Source organism: Sphingomonas albertensis, from assembly GCF_014358075.1.
Classification (GTDB): Bacteria; Pseudomonadota; Alphaproteobacteria; order Sphingomonadales; family Sphingomonadaceae; genus Sphingomonas; species Sphingomonas albertensis.
Map to the genome: position 1 here is coordinate 53018 of NZ_JACONT010000004.1, position 14933 is coordinate 67950.

Below are 14933 nucleotides of genomic sequence, written 5' to 3' on the forward strand. Positions count from 1 at the left end.
GCGCGTGCCGAGATCGGTCGTTCCTTGTTCGCGAGGAGCGGGGGTTAGTTGATCGTCACGCGGAAGCTTGCTGCGACCGCGGTCCCGCCGAGCAGCGTCGGGATCGTCGCCGTCACCCGCCTCGCGGTCGAATCATACCCGCCGGTGAAGGTCGTGCCGGCGATCGGCGTGCCGTCGTCGTTGGCGACGAAGCCCGCCACGGTGCAGATCGGCTGGACACCGGGCACGCCGATCACGATCGAGCCTGGCTGATAGGTGGTGTTCGCCGGGACGAGGTCGGTCAGGTTGACGTTGTTCGCAGGCGTCAGCAGCGTCCCGTTGGACACCGTCAGGCAGTATTGGACGACCGCGCCGGGAATCGCCTTGGGCGCGACGAGTCCACTCACCGGGTCGGAAACCACGATCTGGGTCTTGTCGACCCTGAGCGCGACGTCGCGCGTCGTGATTTCATACGCGAGCGAGGCACGCCCCTGCCCGTTATTGGCGATATCGGGGCCCAGCCCGTCCGAATCATTGTCGGCAAAGACCACGTCGACCACCGCATCGTCGTTGAGCGCAACGCTCGGTGCCAGCGGTGCGCCCTGCACGGTGGCACTACCCCCGGCCGCGACCTGTGCGATCAGGGTTATGCCGGCGAGCGAGGCGGACTGGACGTTGGGAACGTCGCCGACGATGAACACGACGGCCGACTGATCGGCGGCGAGTTCGTCGATGTAGGTCCCGATATCGACGCCCGGATCATAGGTGCCGTTGGTGTTCGAATCGACGAACACCTTGACGTTGGTCACGTCGAAATTGTCGCCGGCAAACAGGTTCTGGATCGGCAACTGGCTTGCCGTCAGGACGAAATCCTGGGTGCCGTTGGTGTTGTTGGTCACCCTGAACGTCGTCACCGCCGCCGTCTGGCCGATCGCGACCTCGGTATTGGCGGGCTGGTTGGTGGTGACGGTCAGGTTGACCTTGCGATCGACCACGAAGCTGACCGCGTTCGACGCCACCGATTGCTGGACGCCGTTGACCGAATAGCTGGCCTGCGCGGTGTTGGTGACGGTCGTGCCGGCAGCCGTACCTGCCGGCCCCGGTGCCTGCGCGCTCGCCGTCTCCGCCGCGATGCCGATCGACACGACCGCAGCCGTACCGGCCATCAGCGTGCGAATTACCCCTTTTACGTTCATGTCGAAATCTACCTTTTATGTGTTTGCAGTGAGGAGGAATGCCGGGTCATTTGAGCACGGCCTGGAACGCGAATTGACCTTGCGAACCGGCCGCCAACGGGCTTGCGAGGCGCCACCGGACGCTGGTGACATCGTTGGGGCCCGCCGCGCGGGTGCTGCCGTCGAGGCTGCGGACGCGCAGCGTGGCGAGCGAACCGAAGGTCTTGCCGTCGACCGACACGTCGGGCGCGGGCGACCCCGGATTGGCGGAGCGATAGGCGATCTGGCGCGGCAACGGGTTGTCGAGCACCACGTTGGCGAGCGGCTGGGCCCCGGTGTTGCGATATCTGAGGACGAAGATGACCTTGTCGCCCGGCGTCACCTTCGACGGTTTCACCAGCGCGATCCGCGTGGTGCCGTCGGCGGCGGCGGTGCGGCTTTCGACCAGGATGCTGCTGGTGACCTGCAACGGCCCTGCGGCCGCGGAGGCGACTGCAGCGGTGGCCGCCAGAACGGCGGCAATCATCGGACGCGTGATCATGGATATGCTCCTCATTGGATCTTGGCTTTGAACTGGACGGTGTGGACGGACGCGGCGACGACCTGCCCGAGCGCGACGGCGATGCCCGGACCCGGCGCGCCGCCAGTCTGGGCGCCTCCGGTCTGGGCGGTGCCGGTCGCGTCGAAGCGGCCTGCATCGCCGTCGGCGGCATCGCTCAGCGGCGCGCCGTCGAGCGTCAGGCTGCCCGGGACGAAGACGGTGCCGGCAGGGATCGGATCGGCGATCCGCGCGCCGGTGACGGCGGCGGTGAAGCGCGCCTCGAGCGTGTAGGTGATGACCGAATCGCGGACCGCGTTCTGCGATCCGTCGGCAGCCCGCACCGACTGGCTCTTGAAAAGGGAGGGACCGACTGGACCGGTGCTCAGCGGGATCGCCACGCTCGCGCTGGCACCGGTCACCCCGACCACGGCGTCGCTGCCGCCGTCGCCAGCCTGGGCATAGGTCGCACCCGCGGTACCCGATCCGGTCGTGGACTGCGCGGTGACGGTCAAGGTCGCGGTGACGGGTGTGGTAACGGGGTTGACCGAGGTCGCGGCCAGGATCGCCAGCAGCTTGATCGATTGCCCCGGCGCCAGCACCGGCGTCCTGCCATCGACCGGCGCCAGATCCCGCACCGGATCGTACAGCCCATCGCCATCGGCATCGATCACCAGGGTACGAAGCGTGATCCCTGCCGACGAAACGGTCGCCACCAGCGTGAAGGTTTCATTGCCGTTGTCGAGGTTCGTCAACGTCAGCGGGATTACGGTCGGCTCGGCCCCCACCACCACCGCATCATGATCGTCGCGAACCAGCGCCACGTCGAGGCGCTCGGCAACGACGATCGTCACCGTGTTCGAGACGGTCGATCGGGATGTGCCGTCGAGATCGTAACGCAGGCCGGCCGTGTTGACGATCGACGTACCCGCTACCGTCCCGACCGCGGGACGGTCCGGAACGGCGATCGCGGTCTGGGCGAAGGCGGGATGCGCCAGCGTCGCCGCGACCAAGCCGGTCCGCACGCTACGTGAAGCTGCCAGGACAAGCCGGTGCCGGCTATCCTTTCCCCCCTGCGCAGACGTACGATGACCCAATGCTTGCCCCGATCTTTTTGTCGGGAACAAATTGGCTCGACGCGATTAATCAAATACTACGAAATCATAATGGCATCAGTTAATGCGACATATGTTAGCCATTACAACTAGATCAAATCTAATTGTTCTCTTAGTATACTATATAAATCTTAGATATTATGTGTCGTTATGGTTTCCAATGGTCGCCATTATCTACCATTATCGTTTTAGTCTTCGACACCCGTCGGGCGAGTAGCGCTCACATCGTACGCCGCGGCAACTCGACCGCGTCGCTTATTGACGCTTGAGCGCCCGCAGATACGAACGCATCGCCTCTTCGCCATTGTAGCTGAGGGATATCTCGACCCTGCGGCGATCCGTCGGGTCGATGACGCGATCGATCAGCTTCAGCTTGTGGAGATGCTCGATCCACCGTTGCGATGTCGTCACGGGCGCGTCGGACATGCTGACCAGGGCCTTGATGTTCATCGGTGCCCGGTCGTCGCGGGACACGAACAGCGCCAGCAGCATGTCCCAGGCCGGTTCGTGAAACAATTCCTCGGGAAGGAACTGACGCCGCATCCGCCGCTCGGCGAGCACCGCGTTGGCACGGTCGACCAGCATAGCCTCGCTCGGCACGTCGCCGACGGCTATGGGTTCCGATGCCTGTGCGACACGGCCGTTGAACTCTTCGGCCACAGCGGAAAGCTTTGCGGTCAGATCCTTGATCAGATCGACTACGGACTCGTTCTTCACCAAAAGCCCCTCTTCCTCCCACGATCCGGATTTCGACACCCGACCTCGATGCTCACGGACATGTGCCGTTTTCGAACAGGGCGTCGAACCGAACCGAAACCGCATCCGACCTGAATCCAGATCAAATGCGATCTTACTCTCGACCTATGCGACCAAATATCAACCTAATCCTTTGGAATCCGGTAATCCTGTATAATTCGAATGCACGATCACGACGATTTCTCCCTGCTATTCTTGCTGCAAACGATTTAATTAGGTTCAATATGGTTCAGTTCGGCCGACTGCGGCGTCGAGGGTATGTTTGTCGGTAACCAATATTTACGGAACGGCCGAAAACCGGCGCGGTATCGATCGGTGCGCTGTACGCCGAACTTCGGCCACCGATTCGCCTGGAATCCCAGCCTTGATAGGCGCAGGCCGATTGGCCACGTCACGCGTTGACGGCTCGGTCGCATGGGAAAGGGTATCGTGTCCGCTTATCTGAATGCCGTTGGTTCCGCCGTACCCGGTCACGATATCCACGATGCCTTCATAGCCTGGGCTCGATCGCGCATCGAACCGCGCACGCAGCGCGTGTTCGACCGGATGGCGTCGCGATCGGGCATCGCGCATCGCTGGTCGGTGTTGCCGCCGACCGCGGACGGGGGGTCGCCGGTCGACGATGCCGGCTTCTACGCCGCCGAGCCGCATCCCGGCACCGCGGCGCGGATGACGCTCTATGCCGAGCACGCCCCCGACCTGGCGATCCGCGCGATCGCGGCGTTGCGCACGAAGGTCGCCGTCGAGGGGATCACGCATCTGGTGGTGGCGAGCTGCACCGGCTTCGTCGCGCCGGGGATCGACCAGATCATCGCGCGACGGCTCGGCCTGTCGTCCAGCGTCGAGCGGCTGCTGATCGGCTTCATGGGGTGTTACGCCGCCGTCGTCGCGTTGCGCAGCGCGCGCCACATCGTCCGATCCGAGCCCAAGGCGCGCGTCCTGGTCGTCACGGTCGAGCTCTCGACGCTGCATCTCCAGCCCGCCAACGAGATCGAGCCCTTGCTGGCGATGCTCCAGTTCGGCGACGGGGCCGCCGCCGCGCTGGTCACTGCCGATGCGACCGGGCTCGAACTCGGTACCCCGTTCGCAGCCGCACTCGCCGATACAGAGGCTTTGATCCGCTGGGACGTCACCGATGCGGGCTTTGCGATGCACCTGTCCGGCGAGGTTCCCGCGCGGATCGCCACGGCGTTGGCGGATACCGAGTTTCGCGCGATCGTCAGCGATGGCCGGCCGCCGGAGACGATCGACGGCTGGGCGGTGCATGCCGGCGGCCGATCGATCCTCGACGCGGTCGAGCATGCGATGCAGCTCAAGCCCGAGGCGCTGGCGGCGTCGCGGCAGGTGCTGGCGGACAACGGCAACATGTCGTCGGCGACGTTGATGTTCGTGTTCGAGCGCCTGCTCGCCGGGCCGCCGATCGCGCACGGGGTCGCGCTCGCGTTCGGGCCGGGACTGGCGGCGGAGGGCTTCGGGTTCCGAAGCGCGCCATGAGCCTAGCCATTCGCAGCCAGGCCGAAGAACTGATGGACGCCGACGACCTCGATGCGGCGACTTATGCGGACGTCGTCGGCGATCTCGCCACTGTCAACACGGTGACGATGGCGCGCCGCCCGACGCTCGATTTCCTGGCGCGGGCAACAGCCGGGCGGACACGCTTCCGGCTGCTCGACGTGGGCTTTGGCGACGGCGACATGCTGCGCCGGATCGCGCGCTGGGCCGAGGCAAAGGGCATCGAGGCGCAGCTGGTCGGCGTCGATCTCAACCCGCGCAGCGAACAGGCGGCGCGGGCGCATGGTGGCGACATCCGCTATGTCACCGGCGATTATGCCGACCTTGCCGACGAGCCCTGGGACGTGATCGTCAGCAGCCTCGTCGCGCATCACATGACCCATGACCAGCTCGTGGCGTTCCTGCGCTTCATGGAGGCGCACGCAAGCGCCGGGTGGTTCGTCAACGACCTCCATCGTCACGGCTTCGCGCATTGGGGCTTCCCCGTCCTCGCGACCCTGGCGCGCTGGCACCCGATCGTCCGTCACGACGGCACGCTGTCGATCGCGCGCAGCTATCGCCCCGACGAATGGCCGCCGCTGCTCGCCGAAGCCGGTATCACCAAGGGGAAGGTCCGCCGCGTCTTCCCGTTCCGGTTATGCGTCGAACGCCTGCGCTGATCGTCGGCGGCGGGCTCGCCGGGGCCGCGACCGCGATCGGCCTCGCGCGCGCCGGTCTGCCGCATCTGCTCGTCGAACGATCGCGCGAGACCGGCGATGCGATCTGCGGCGGGTTCCTCAGCTGGCGGACACTGGAGACGCTCGCCGACCTCGGTATCGATCCCGACACGCTCAACCCCGAGCGCGTGACGCGCGCCCGCATCTACGCGGGTACGCGACGCGCGGATGCCGCCCTCCCCCGTCCCGCGGTGTCGGTCACGCGCCACCGGCTGGACACGGTCATGCTGGCGGAAGCCGCACGGCTCGGCACGCCGGTCGAGCGCGGCGTCACCGTGCGCGAGATCGACGGCATGACGGTCCGCACCGCGGACGGCGCGACGTTCGCCCCCGACGCGCTGTTCCTCGCCAGCGGCAAGCACGACGTTCGCGGGATGGCGCGGCCGGAAGGCGCGCGCGGCGCCGACCCGACGCTGGGGTTACGCGTCCGTATCGCCCCCTCCCCGGCGCTCCGCGCGGCGCTCGACGGCGGAATCGAGCTGCACCTGTTCGACCGCGGCTATGCGGGCCTCGCGATGCAGGAGGACGGCACCGCGAACCTGTGCATGGCCGTGCATCGATCGAGGCTTCAGGCCGCTGGATCCCCCGCGCAGTTGCTCGATGCACTGGGTCGCGAGATGCCAGCGCTCGGCGAATGGGTCGCCCTGATCGACGGACGCGCACCGATCGATGCGATCGCCAACGTGCCCTATGGCTGGCGGCAGCGCGCGGGCGTCGACGCGACATTCCGGCTCGGCGACCAGGCCGGCGTCATCCCCTCGCTCGCCGGCGAAGGCATGGGCATCGCGCTGGCCAGCGGAGCCGCGGCCGCCGACGCCTATGTCCGCGGCGGTCCCGCTTCGGCAGCGCGGTGGCAGGAGGATTTCGCCCGCCGCCTCGCCCGCCCGATCGGCATCGCCAGCATCGTCCGCCAGGTCGCCGAAAGTACGCGGGCAGCCTGGTTGCTGCCGCTGATGCGCCCTTCCCTGATCCAGGTGATCGCCAACGCGACGAGAATAGGCCAGACCTAGAGCCCGTCCCTACGCCATATTGAAATCCGTCCCGCCAGCACGAGATTCAAACCCATGGACCAACTCAATCTTTCCGAAGCCGAGTGGCGCAAGCGACTCACCCCCGAGCAATATCATGTGCTGCGCGAGGCGGGGACCGAGCGTGCGTTCGCGGGCGCACTCAACGACAACAAGGCCGACGGCATCTATCGTTGTGCCGCGTGCAGCAACGAACTGTTCGACAGCGCCGACAAATATGATTCCGGCTCGGGCTGGCCCAGCTTCACCCGGCCGATCGGTCCCGACGCCGTCACCGATCACGCCGATCGCAGCCACGGCATGACCCGTATCGAGACGCGGTGCGCGCGCTGCGACAGCCATATGGGGCATGTCTTCCCGGACGGTCCGCCGCCGACCGGCCAGCGCTATTGCATGAATTCGCTGTCGCTCGAATTCCGACCGCGCAAAGCGAACGCTGCGGCTTGATGCTGCTTGTAGGGCGGGGACATCGCGCGTAATTCTGCGGCCACATGGCTCGTACGCGTTCTGCTTCCCCGTCCCGTCGGTCCCCAACTCCCCCGGCGTCACGCTGGCGGCGACGGCTGGTCGTGTTCCTGCAGCTCTGCGTCGGGATCGGCGTTCTCGCGCTCGGCGCGCTGGCGATCGCGGTGTACGTCGCGATGTCGCAGCTCCCCAGCTTCGACAGCCTGAAATCGTCGCCCAACGGCCAGATGATCCGCGTCCATGCCGCCGACGGCACCGTGATCGTGTCGATGGGCCCGAGCTTCGGCGAATGGCTCCCTTACGGACAGATCCCCAAGGTCATGCGCGACGCGACCGTGTCGGTCGAGGATCGCCGCTTTCGCTCGCATATCGGCGTCGATCCGGTTGGTGTCGCACGCTCGGTAAAGGTGCGGTATGACCGCGGTCACTGGACGCAGGGCGGCTCGACGATCACGCAGCAGCTGGCACGGACCGTCTTCCTCAACAACCAGAAGAAGTTCGGCCGGAAATTCCGCGAGGCGATCCTCGCATTCGCGCTCGAATGGAAGTTCAGCAAGGACCAGATCCTCGAACTCTATCTGAACAAGGTCTATTACGGCGGCGGGGCATACGGGATCGACGCGGCGAGCCGGAAGTTCTTCGGCCACGGCGCGGATCACCTGAGCCTCGCCGAGGCCGCGGTCATCGCCGGCCTGGTCAAGGCACCGTCCAACTACTCGCCGACCGCCGATGCCGAGGCCGCGATGGGCCGCGCCGGCGTCGTGCTGGAGACGATGCAGGAAACCGGCGCGATCACCGCGTCCGAGGCTGCCGATGCGGACGTATCCGGCCTGAAACTAGCGCCTGAGCCCAAGCAGAACAGCGTCCGCTATTTCACCGACTGGGCGCTGCCGCAGCTCGACACGCTGATCGACGAGACCACCGAGCCCCTGGAAGTCTGGACGACGCTCGATCTCAACATGCAGCGTCAAGCCGATGCGGCGATCCGCGCCAATGCCCCGGCCGGCGCACAGGGCGCACTGGTCGCGCTCGATCGTGGCGGCGAAGTGCGCGCGATGGTCGGCGGCAAGGATTACGTCTCGTCGATCTACAACCGCGCGACGCAGGCAGTCCGCCAGCCGGGCTCGGCGTTCAAGCTGTTCGTCTACCTCGCCGCGCTGGAGGCGGGCCACAAGCCGGAGGATTCGGTCGTCGACGAACCCGTCACGATCCAGGGCTGGAGCCCGCGCAACGATTCCCGGCGCAACTCCGGCGCGGTGTCGCTACGCACCGCCTTCGCCTATTCGCTCAACACCATTGCCGCCAAGCTGGGCCAGGAAGTCGGCTTCAACACGGTCGCCGACATGGCGCGCCGGTTCGGCATCACGACGCCGGTCAACGTGCATCCGTCGATGGTGCTCGGCACGTCCGAGGTCCGCGTGATCGACATGACGCGCGCCTTCGCGTCGGTCGCCAGCAAGGGCGTCGCGGTCACGCCGTACGGAATCACGCGCGTCACCGCGAACGGCCAGACGATCTACACGCATGAGGTCGATCGCAGCCATGTGCTCGTCGCGCCCTATGTCGCCGCCGAGATGACCGATCTGCTCCAGACCGCGGTCAACACCGGCACCGGCCGCGCGGCGCAGATCGGCCGCCCGGTCGCAGGCAAGACGGGAACGACCAGCTCGTCGAAGGATGGCTGGTTCCTGGGCTTCTCCAGCGGCATCACGACCGGCGTGTGGATGGGGCGTGACGACGCCAAGCCGATCGCCGGGCTGCATGGCGGCCAAGCACCGGCGCGTGCCTGGGCGGCGTTCATGAAGCCCGCGACCGCCAACCGTCCGATCGAGCAGTTCGATACGAAGGTGACCCTGCCCGAGTGGCAGCTCGAACCCGACGAGGAGAGCTATTTCGGCCAGCCCGACAATGGCCAGATGGCGGTCGACGCCGACGGCAATCCGATCGATCCAGGCGAGCCGCCGGTACCGACCGACGCGCAGACCGGCGATACGATCCCGCGGCCAGATGCGGATCAGCCCGAGACGCCGGCCGCGCCACCGGCCCCACCGCAGCAGATGAATCAGGACTGGATCGACCGTGTCACCGGCCGCAACCAGCCGCGTCAGGAGCAACCGGCAGGACGCCAGCCGCTAACCCGCGACGTGCCGCGCGATAGATATCAGGACGGCCGATACCAGGACGGCCGATACCAGGACGACCGCAACCAGGATCGCCGGTATCAGGACGATCGCCCGAACCAGTGAAGTTCGGCGCCATGCGTGCGTAACCAGACGCGCGCGGGCGTAGGATCCTCGCCGTAGAGCTGCTCGACCAGCGCGTGGAAGACCGGCGCGTGGTTCATGTGGACGCGGTGCGCGACTTCGTGTGCGACGGTGGCGCGACGGACCCAGCTCGGCGCGAGGATCAGGCGCCAGCTGTAGCGGATCACGCCGCTCGACGCGCAACTGCCCCAGCGGCCCTTGGCATCGCCGACCGCGACCTGCGCGACGCTCACCTTCGCCTTGGCGGCATATTCGGCAGTTTCGGTTTCGAGCACGGCGAGGGCGGTGCGTTTCAGCCACGCCTCGACACGCCGCGCGATCGTTTCGGTCGGCCCCGACAGCGACAAGACCGAGCCTTCGCGTACCACGGCGCGGCGGCTGCCCGGCGTCCACTCGATCGTCAGCGGTTCGTCGGCGACGGTCACGACAGCGCCGGGGACGAAGGGGCGGGGCTGGGGGAGCAATGCGCGCTGTTCGGCGATCCAGCCAGCCTTGTCCTCGGCCCAGGCCAGCGCCTGCTTCAGCGCCGCCCGCTTGGGCAGGACGAGCCGCGCGCGGCCGCTCGCAGGATCGATCGACAGTCGCGCACGACGGGCGCGAGGGTGACGGACGATCTCCAGGCCTTCTATCATCGGGCGATCACGAGGCGATCACCGGCTCACAGTTCGCGGTCGATCACGTGATATTCCAGCTCACCCGCCTCGTCCTCGCTGACGGTCCAGCCGCGCACAGATTGCTTGGCGCGGTGGACGGCCTCGCGATCGCCGCAGACGAGGTAATGCCACTCGGGGAGTTGCTCGCCGGCCGCACGCAGGCGGTAGGCGCAGGTCGAGGGCAGCCAGTCGATCCCGTGGACATTGCCGGTCGTCAGCCGCACGCATTCGGGCACATAGGCGTGGCGATGGCGGTAATCGGAGCATTGTCCGCTGCGCCGGTCGAGCAGGCGGCACGAGACGTTGGTCGCGACGAGCTCGCCGGTCTCCTCGTCCTCGAGCTTGTGGATGCAGCATTTGCCACAGCCGTCGCACAAGGCTTCCCATTGGCCGCGGTCGAGTTGCTCGATCGGCGTATCTTCCCAGAAGCGCGCGCTCACGATACCCAGCGCTTGATCTCTGTCGCCACCGCGTCGGGCCCTTGTTCCTGCGGCAGCAAAGCGATCGGCTTGCCGTCCGGGTCCATCAGATAGGCCTGGCGGCTGTGGTTTACGAGGTAGCCGCCGCCGGGGGAGGGGTCGCCCTTGCTCGAATACACCGCATATTCTGTCTTGATCCGGTCGATCGCTTGCGGACTGCCGGTCAGGCCGACCATCCGCGGGTGGAACGCGGAGACGAACTCCTTGAGCTCCGCGGGGGTATCGCGCGCCGGATCGACCGTCACGAACACCGGCACGATCTTCGCGGCGATCGCGGGGTCGCTCGCCTCGAGCTTTTTCACCGCGGCACCGATCGCCTGGACATCCGTCGGACACACATCGGGACAGAAGGTGTAGCCGAAATACATGATCCGGTATTTGCCCGCGAAGTTGCGCTCGGTGACGGCCTGCCCGTTCTGGTCGGTCAACGCGAAGGGACCGCCGATCCGGGCGCCTTCGAGCGGCGGTTTGGCGGCGGGCTGGGACGAGTTGCAGGCCGCCAACGCCAGGGCGGGCAGGGCGAGCGAACAAAGGATGAAACGAAGGGTCATGATGCCGCCAGCCTTGATCTGTTCGCTACTGCGGCGCAAGCGTCGCCAATATCCAGGACGAACCAAGGAAGTCTCTCGATGCGTATTCGCCTGATGCTCGCCACCGCCCTTCTCACGCCCGCGCTCGGTATGGCGGCGCCCGCCTTCGCGCAGGGCCAGTCGGAGGGGTACAAGTTCCTGTCCGCGGTGCGCGACGCCAAGAACAACGAGGTGCTCGAGATGCTCGGCCGCCCGGGCAGCAGCATCATCAATACGCGCGACGTGACGAACGGGGAGGGCGCGCTCCACATCGTCATCAAGCGCGGCGACGAGGTGTATCTGCGCTTCCTGCTGCAAAAGGGCGCCGACGCGAACCTGCGCGACGGCAAGGGCAACACGCCGCTGCTGCTCGCGGTGACGCTCGGGCAGACGGGCATGATCCCGATCCTGACTGCGGCGGGGGCGAACCCGAACCTCGGCAACTCGGCCGGCGAAACGCCGCTGATCCGCGCTGTCCAGCGCCGCGACGTGGGGATGATCCGCGTGCTGCTGAACGAGAACGCCGATCCCGACCAGGCGGACATCATCGCCGGCATGTCGGCGCGCGACTATGCCAAGCAGGATGGGCGTAACCCGGTCGTGTCGAAGCTGCTGGCGGATGCGCCGAAGAAGGTGCGGAAAGCGGTATCTGGGCCGAAGTTCTGAGTTTGAGCGGCGGTCGCTGAGGTCGCCGAGACCACGACGCGCTCCCCTCCCTGGAAGGGAGGGGCTGGGGGTGGGTCGGCCGGCTCGTGACGCAACCGTTGCACGGGTACGGAAACCGACCCACCCCCGACCCTCCCTTTCAGGGAGGGGGAAGAAGACGTGACGCGTTCCCCTCTAAAACGCCAAACCATCAGCATCCGGGTCCATCTGCGCGATCAACCGGCGCGCGGCCCGCCTGGCGAACGCCAGCGTGCAGCGTTTGCGGGCATGGGCGGGCAGGGGGGTGGTATGCGCCTCCCGCACGATCGCCGCGTCGTAGCGATCCGCGACGATGATCCCGGTCCGCTCGGGCAGGAACGCAGGCCCCTGCAACGGCCCGACGTCGAACCCCGCGGGCACCGCCCAGAAATACCGGTCGCAATGCCCGAGATAATCCGGCCACTTCCCGTCGCCGAGCAGGTCGGCGCGTGACACCTTGATCTCGACGATGACGATCTGACCGCGCGCATCCACCGCCATCAGATCGGCCCGGCGGCCGCCGTCGAGCGGCACTTCGGTCATCGCGGTGAGATCGTGCCGCAGCAACATCCGGATGACCCCGCGCGCCACGTCGGCGGCGCAGAGGGTCGAGTCCTGGGGGGATCCGGGTTTGTCGATGCAGGAGTCCGGCGGCATGTCGAGCATGCCCCGGAAATAGAACAATCCGCGAACGAGGCAAGCTCATTCACGGATTGTGATCGTGTTCTCAAAGGATTGTGCGCTCGCCCCTTACCCGTTCGCCCTGAGCGAAGTCGAAGGGTGTGCCCCGAGTAAAGGTGCTTCGACTTCGCTCAGCCCGAACGGGCCGGGGTCGTATCAGCGATAGAAGACGTGGTTGCCGATCGAGGCGACCTTGATCGCGCGAACCGAAGGGCGGCGATCGGGGGTGTTGAAGTAGAGCGCCTTGTCGGCCGGGCTGTTCCAGGCACTCGCAAGAGCGACTTTGGCGACGGCGACCGCGGTGCGATACGAGGCACCCTTGGTGATGGTCGGGATCTGGCCACCGCGGACGAAGCTGAACTGGCCGCGCTGCTTGACGACGGCGCAGACGTCGGCGGGGAAACGACCCGACTTGGCGCGATTGATGATGACTTCGGCAACCGCGAGCTGGCCGGTCAGCGGCTCGCCCTTGGACTCGAAATAGATCGCGCCGGCAAGGCACTGGAGCGCGTCGTCGGCGGCGGCGCTATCCTGCGCGGCAACGGCCTGGGCAAGCGTGTCGAATTCTTCTTCCTCGGCAGGAGCGAGCTGCTCAGGGGCAGTCTTCTCGATTGCGGTCTTCTCAACGGCGGCAACGGGCGTTGCGGCGGGAGCGACCTGCGGAACATTCTGCGGGGAGAGGGCGTTTAGATTTGCGAGAGCGGTCAGGCTGACCGTGGTACGATCGATACCGGTCGCATGGCCGGGTGCGCTGTTGCCGAGCAGGCCGGCGAGAGAGAAAGTCATGGCCGCGATCGTCGCAGCCCGCTGAAGAATGGTCATTCAAGCTTATTCAGATGCGGTGAGACCGTGGAGTCGATCGTACGAGCCGACCGTCCAGGCATCTCCCCGACTGCGTAACTGATCCGGATCGCACCCGTCCCAGCACAACGCCAATCAATGTTGCAATCCCCCTCTATTGGGGGGGCTTTCGAGTCAATCGTCGAGGATCGTTTCAGCGGCGAACCGTTCCGCCGCTGCGATGTCCACCTCGACGACCCACAAATCCGGGTCGCGCGCGCGCCTGCGCCGCCAATAGCCGTCGAGGTCTTCGGCAGGGGTCGAGTCGATCAAGGCGGTCCGTCCGTCTGGTCCGATTCCACGCTCCAGCAGCCGGGGAGGAGCCCCTTTGTCGATCGCGATGACGAGGATCGCGCCGCCCTGTGCATCGCCTTTCGCCATCACCGCGCCGAAGCCACCCGCGTCGTTGACCCGGCGGAGAAGGGCGCTGACGAGCACGCCGCTGGGGAGCCGACCGCTCATGCCGGCGCGCGGTATCCAGGCAGCCCGGCCAGCGCGATCCGCGAGCGCATGAACGTGCCGGTGCCCCGCGCGGCTTCTTCGCCGTCCGCATCGATCAGCCGGGCGTCGGCGACGAACACGCGTCGCTTGCCGCTGATCCAGCGACCCTCGGCGATCACCGGGCCTACTTTGAGCGGGCGGGTGAGCAGCAGGTTGAACGCGGTCGTCAGCAGGAAGCGATCGGTGACGAGGCTGTTCGACGCATAGAACGCGGCATCGTCGAGCATCTTGAAATAGCTCGTACCGTGCGCGGCGCCGCCGGCGTGATAATGCCGCTCGTCGATCGTGAAATGGATCCGCGCGACCCCGGCCTCCGGGATTTCCAGCGACGATTCGAAGAACCGATTGATCGGCGCCTGCGCATACAGCGACTCCAGCGCACGGAAATGCGCCTCCGCGCCCGCGGTGTTAGAGGAAGACTCAGGCTGCATCGCGCACCTCGTCGGCGGTGAACAGCGCATAGAGCGCATCGGGCGAACCGGCGCCGCGCAGTTTCTCCAGAAACGCCTTGTCGCGCAACCGCCGCGAGACGCGGGCGAGCGCCTTTAGATGCACCGCCCCCGCGTCGGTCGGCGACAGCAACATGAAGACGAGGTCGACCGGCAGATCATCGACCGCCTGGAAATCGACCGCCTGCGCCAACCGCACGAACACGCCGGTGACCTGCGCGAGCCCCTCGAGCTTGGCATGCGGGATCGCGACACCGCCGCCGAACCCGGTCGAACCAAGCTTTTCGCGCGCCGTCAGTCGCTCGGCGATCGTCTTTGCATCCGTATCGACGATTTCGGCCGCTATCGTCGCGATATGCTGGAACACCGCCTTCTTGTTGGTGGCGATCACGCCCGTCTGTACTGCGTCGGGACGCAGCATATCGCTGAAATCGGTCATTGTGTTCAATGTCTCAAGCGCCCCCGCGCGCGTCCGCCTTAGCGGGTTGCGCGGGGGCGTAAAGGCGCGGCCATCAGACCCGCGTCCTTA

At 66.5% G+C, this 14933-nt stretch carries 18 protein-coding genes; 6 read left to right on the forward strand and 12 right to left on the reverse strand.

Features of this window, described 5'->3' with window-relative positions:
* Nucleotides 1–44 precede the first annotated feature (44 nt).
* The 4 genes from H8S47_RS03095 to H8S47_RS03110 form a co-directional block, all read right to left on the reverse strand.
* Entirely contained in the window at nucleotides 45–1145 is a 1101-nt protein-coding gene (locus H8S47_RS03095; protein ID WP_235982572.1) for a hypothetical protein, read from the reverse strand.
* 76 nt (nucleotides 1146–1221) lie between these two features.
* The gene (locus tag H8S47_RS03100; RefSeq protein WP_187502465.1) at nucleotides 1222–1695 is read right to left on the reverse strand and encodes a DUF11 domain-containing protein; all 474 of its coding nucleotides are present in this window, start codon (nucleotides 1693–1695) and stop codon (nucleotides 1222–1224) included.
* Between the two features lie 11 nt (nucleotides 1696–1706).
* Complete coding sequence (locus tag H8S47_RS19110; RefSeq protein WP_187502466.1) at nucleotides 1707–2717, reverse strand: hypothetical protein; 1011 nt, start codon at nucleotides 2715–2717, stop codon at nucleotides 1707–1709.
* Nucleotides 2718–3062: 345 nt separating this feature from the next.
* The gene (locus H8S47_RS03110) at nucleotides 3063–3524 is read right to left on the reverse strand and encodes a MarR family winged helix-turn-helix transcriptional regulator (protein WP_187502467.1); all 462 of its coding nucleotides are present in this window, start codon (nucleotides 3522–3524) and stop codon (nucleotides 3063–3065) included.
* Nucleotides 3525–3992: 468 nt separating this feature from the next.
* On the opposite strand from H8S47_RS03110, the gene H8S47_RS03115 reads away from it, so the two are divergent.
* From H8S47_RS03115 to H8S47_RS03135, 5 genes are read left to right on the forward strand one after another with little or no spacing between them, the layout of a single operon-like run.
* Nucleotides 3993–5057, forward strand: coding sequence for a type III polyketide synthase (locus tag H8S47_RS03115; RefSeq protein ID WP_328805410.1), 1065 nt, complete (start codon nucleotides 3993–3995; stop codon nucleotides 5055–5057).
* Nucleotides 5054–5734 carry a methyltransferase domain-containing protein gene (locus H8S47_RS03120; RefSeq protein ID WP_187502469.1) on the forward strand — a complete coding sequence of 227 codons (681 nt, stop codon included), beginning with the start codon at nucleotides 5054–5056 and terminating at the stop codon, nucleotides 5732–5734. The genes H8S47_RS03115 and H8S47_RS03120 overlap by 4 nt, the downstream gene beginning before the upstream one ends.
* On the forward strand, nucleotides 5713–6801 hold the full coding sequence (locus tag H8S47_RS03125; RefSeq protein WP_187502470.1) for an NAD(P)/FAD-dependent oxidoreductase: 1089 nt from the start codon (nucleotides 5713–5715) through the stop codon (nucleotides 6799–6801). The genes H8S47_RS03120 and H8S47_RS03125 overlap by 22 nt, the downstream gene beginning before the upstream one ends.
* Before the next feature lie 54 nt (nucleotides 6802–6855).
* Nucleotides 6856–7266 carry a peptide-methionine (R)-S-oxide reductase MsrB gene (gene msrB / locus H8S47_RS03130; RefSeq protein WP_187502471.1) on the forward strand — a complete coding sequence of 137 codons (411 nt, stop codon included), beginning with the start codon at nucleotides 6856–6858 and terminating at the stop codon, nucleotides 7264–7266.
* 44 nt (nucleotides 7267–7310) lie between these two features.
* A complete protein-coding gene (locus tag H8S47_RS03135) occupies nucleotides 7311–9530 on the forward strand; it encodes a transglycosylase domain-containing protein (protein WP_187502472.1) in 2220 nt (739 codons plus the stop codon).
* Here the strand turns inward: H8S47_RS03135 and H8S47_RS03140 are convergent.
* The 3 genes from H8S47_RS03140 to H8S47_RS03150 are packed head-to-tail and all read right to left on the reverse strand — an operon-like array spanning nucleotide 9506 to nucleotide 11231.
* Nucleotides 9506–10180, reverse strand: a complete 675-nt coding sequence (locus tag H8S47_RS03140) for a M48 family metallopeptidase (RefSeq protein WP_187502473.1) — start codon at nucleotides 10178–10180, stop codon at nucleotides 9506–9508. The two genes, H8S47_RS03135 and H8S47_RS03140, sit on opposite strands and share 25 nt — an antisense overlap.
* Nucleotides 10181–10206: 26 nt before the next feature.
* Nucleotides 10207–10641 carry a YcgN family cysteine cluster protein gene (locus H8S47_RS03145; RefSeq protein ID WP_398457037.1) on the reverse strand — a complete coding sequence of 145 codons (435 nt, stop codon included), beginning with the start codon at nucleotides 10639–10641 and terminating at the stop codon, nucleotides 10207–10209.
* The gene (locus tag H8S47_RS03150; protein ID WP_187502549.1) at nucleotides 10638–11231 is read right to left on the reverse strand and encodes an SCO family protein; all 594 of its coding nucleotides are present in this window, start codon (nucleotides 11229–11231) and stop codon (nucleotides 10638–10640) included. Before H8S47_RS03150 ends, H8S47_RS03145 begins: the two co-directional genes overlap by 4 nt.
* Before the next feature lie 78 nt (nucleotides 11232–11309).
* Between H8S47_RS03150 and H8S47_RS03155 the strand changes: the two genes are divergently transcribed.
* The gene (locus H8S47_RS03155; RefSeq protein WP_235982573.1) at nucleotides 11310–11915 is read left to right on the forward strand and encodes an ankyrin repeat domain-containing protein; all 606 of its coding nucleotides are present in this window, start codon (nucleotides 11310–11312) and stop codon (nucleotides 11913–11915) included.
* Between the two features lie 174 nt (nucleotides 11916–12089).
* On the opposite strand, the gene H8S47_RS03160 is transcribed toward H8S47_RS03155, so the two are convergent.
* The 5 genes from H8S47_RS03160 to H8S47_RS03180 all read right to left on the reverse strand — a co-directional run bounded on the left by H8S47_RS03160 (nucleotide 12090) and on the right by H8S47_RS03180 (nucleotide 14843).
* Nucleotides 12090–12599 (reverse strand): MmcB family DNA repair protein, encoded by a 510-nt coding sequence (locus tag H8S47_RS03160; RefSeq protein ID WP_187502474.1) that lies wholly within the window; start codon nucleotides 12597–12599, stop codon nucleotides 12090–12092.
* A 171-nt stretch (nucleotides 12600–12770) separates the two neighbouring features.
* On the reverse strand, nucleotides 12771–13400 hold the full coding sequence (locus tag H8S47_RS03165; protein WP_235982574.1) for a cell wall hydrolase: 630 nt from the start codon (nucleotides 13398–13400) through the stop codon (nucleotides 12771–12773).
* A 189-nt stretch (nucleotides 13401–13589) separates the two neighbouring features.
* A complete protein-coding gene (locus H8S47_RS03170; RefSeq protein ID WP_187502476.1) occupies nucleotides 13590–13916 on the reverse strand; it encodes a DUF1491 family protein in 327 nt (108 codons plus the stop codon).
* Nucleotides 13913–14416, reverse strand: coding sequence for a PaaI family thioesterase (locus H8S47_RS03175; protein WP_187502477.1), 504 nt, complete (start codon nucleotides 14414–14416; stop codon nucleotides 13913–13915). The genes H8S47_RS03170 and H8S47_RS03175 overlap by 4 nt, the downstream gene beginning before the upstream one ends.
* On the reverse strand, nucleotides 14376–14843 hold the full coding sequence (locus H8S47_RS03180) for a PTS sugar transporter subunit IIA (protein ID WP_187502478.1): 468 nt from the start codon (nucleotides 14841–14843) through the stop codon (nucleotides 14376–14378). The genes H8S47_RS03175 and H8S47_RS03180 overlap by 41 nt, the downstream gene beginning before the upstream one ends.
* Nucleotides 14844–14933 lie beyond the last annotated feature (90 nt).

What these genes read in the sequence shown, in the direction of transcription:
- H8S47_RS03095 (WP_235982572.1), bottom strand. Translation starts at nt 1,145, where the DNA reads ATGGCCGGTACGGCTGCGGTCGTGTCGATCGGCATCGCGGCGGAGACG.
- H8S47_RS03100 (WP_187502465.1), bottom strand. Translation starts at nt 1,695, where the DNA reads ATGATCACGCGTCCGATGATTGCCGCCGTTCTGGCGGCCACCGCTGCA.
- H8S47_RS03120 (WP_187502469.1), top strand. Translation starts at nt 5,054, where the DNA reads ATGAGCCTAGCCATTCGCAGCCAGGCCGAAGAACTGATGGACGCCGAC.
- H8S47_RS03125 (WP_187502470.1), top strand. Translation starts at nt 5,713, where the DNA reads ATGCGTCGAACGCCTGCGCTGATCGTCGGCGGCGGGCTCGCCGGGGCC.
- msrB (WP_187502471.1), top strand. Translation starts at nt 6,856, where the DNA reads ATGGACCAACTCAATCTTTCCGAAGCCGAGTGGCGCAAGCGACTCACC.
- H8S47_RS03135 (WP_187502472.1), top strand. Translation starts at nt 7,311, where the DNA reads ATGGCTCGTACGCGTTCTGCTTCCCCGTCCCGTCGGTCCCCAACTCCC.
- H8S47_RS03140 (WP_187502473.1), bottom strand. Translation starts at nt 10,180, where the DNA reads ATGATAGAAGGCCTGGAGATCGTCCGTCACCCTCGCGCCCGTCGTGCG.
- H8S47_RS03150 (WP_187502549.1), bottom strand. Translation starts at nt 11,231, where the DNA reads ATGACCCTTCGTTTCATCCTTTGTTCGCTCGCCCTGCCCGCCCTGGCG.
- H8S47_RS03155 (WP_235982573.1), top strand. Translation starts at nt 11,310, where the DNA reads ATGCGTATTCGCCTGATGCTCGCCACCGCCCTTCTCACGCCCGCGCTC.
- H8S47_RS03160 (WP_187502474.1), bottom strand. Translation starts at nt 12,599, where the DNA reads ATGCTCGACATGCCGCCGGACTCCTGCATCGACAAACCCGGATCCCCC.
- H8S47_RS03165 (WP_235982574.1), bottom strand. Translation starts at nt 13,400, where the DNA reads ATGACTTTCTCTCTCGCCGGCCTGCTCGGCAACAGCGCACCCGGCCAT.
- H8S47_RS03170 (WP_187502476.1), bottom strand. Translation starts at nt 13,916, where the DNA reads ATGAGCGGTCGGCTCCCCAGCGGCGTGCTCGTCAGCGCCCTTCTCCGC.
- H8S47_RS03175 (WP_187502477.1), bottom strand. Translation starts at nt 14,416, where the DNA reads ATGCGCTGTTCACCGCCGACGAGGTGCGCGATGCAGCCTGAGTCTTCC.
- H8S47_RS03180 (WP_187502478.1), bottom strand. Translation starts at nt 14,843, where the DNA reads ATGACCGATTTCAGCGATATGCTGCGTCCCGACGCAGTACAGACGGGC.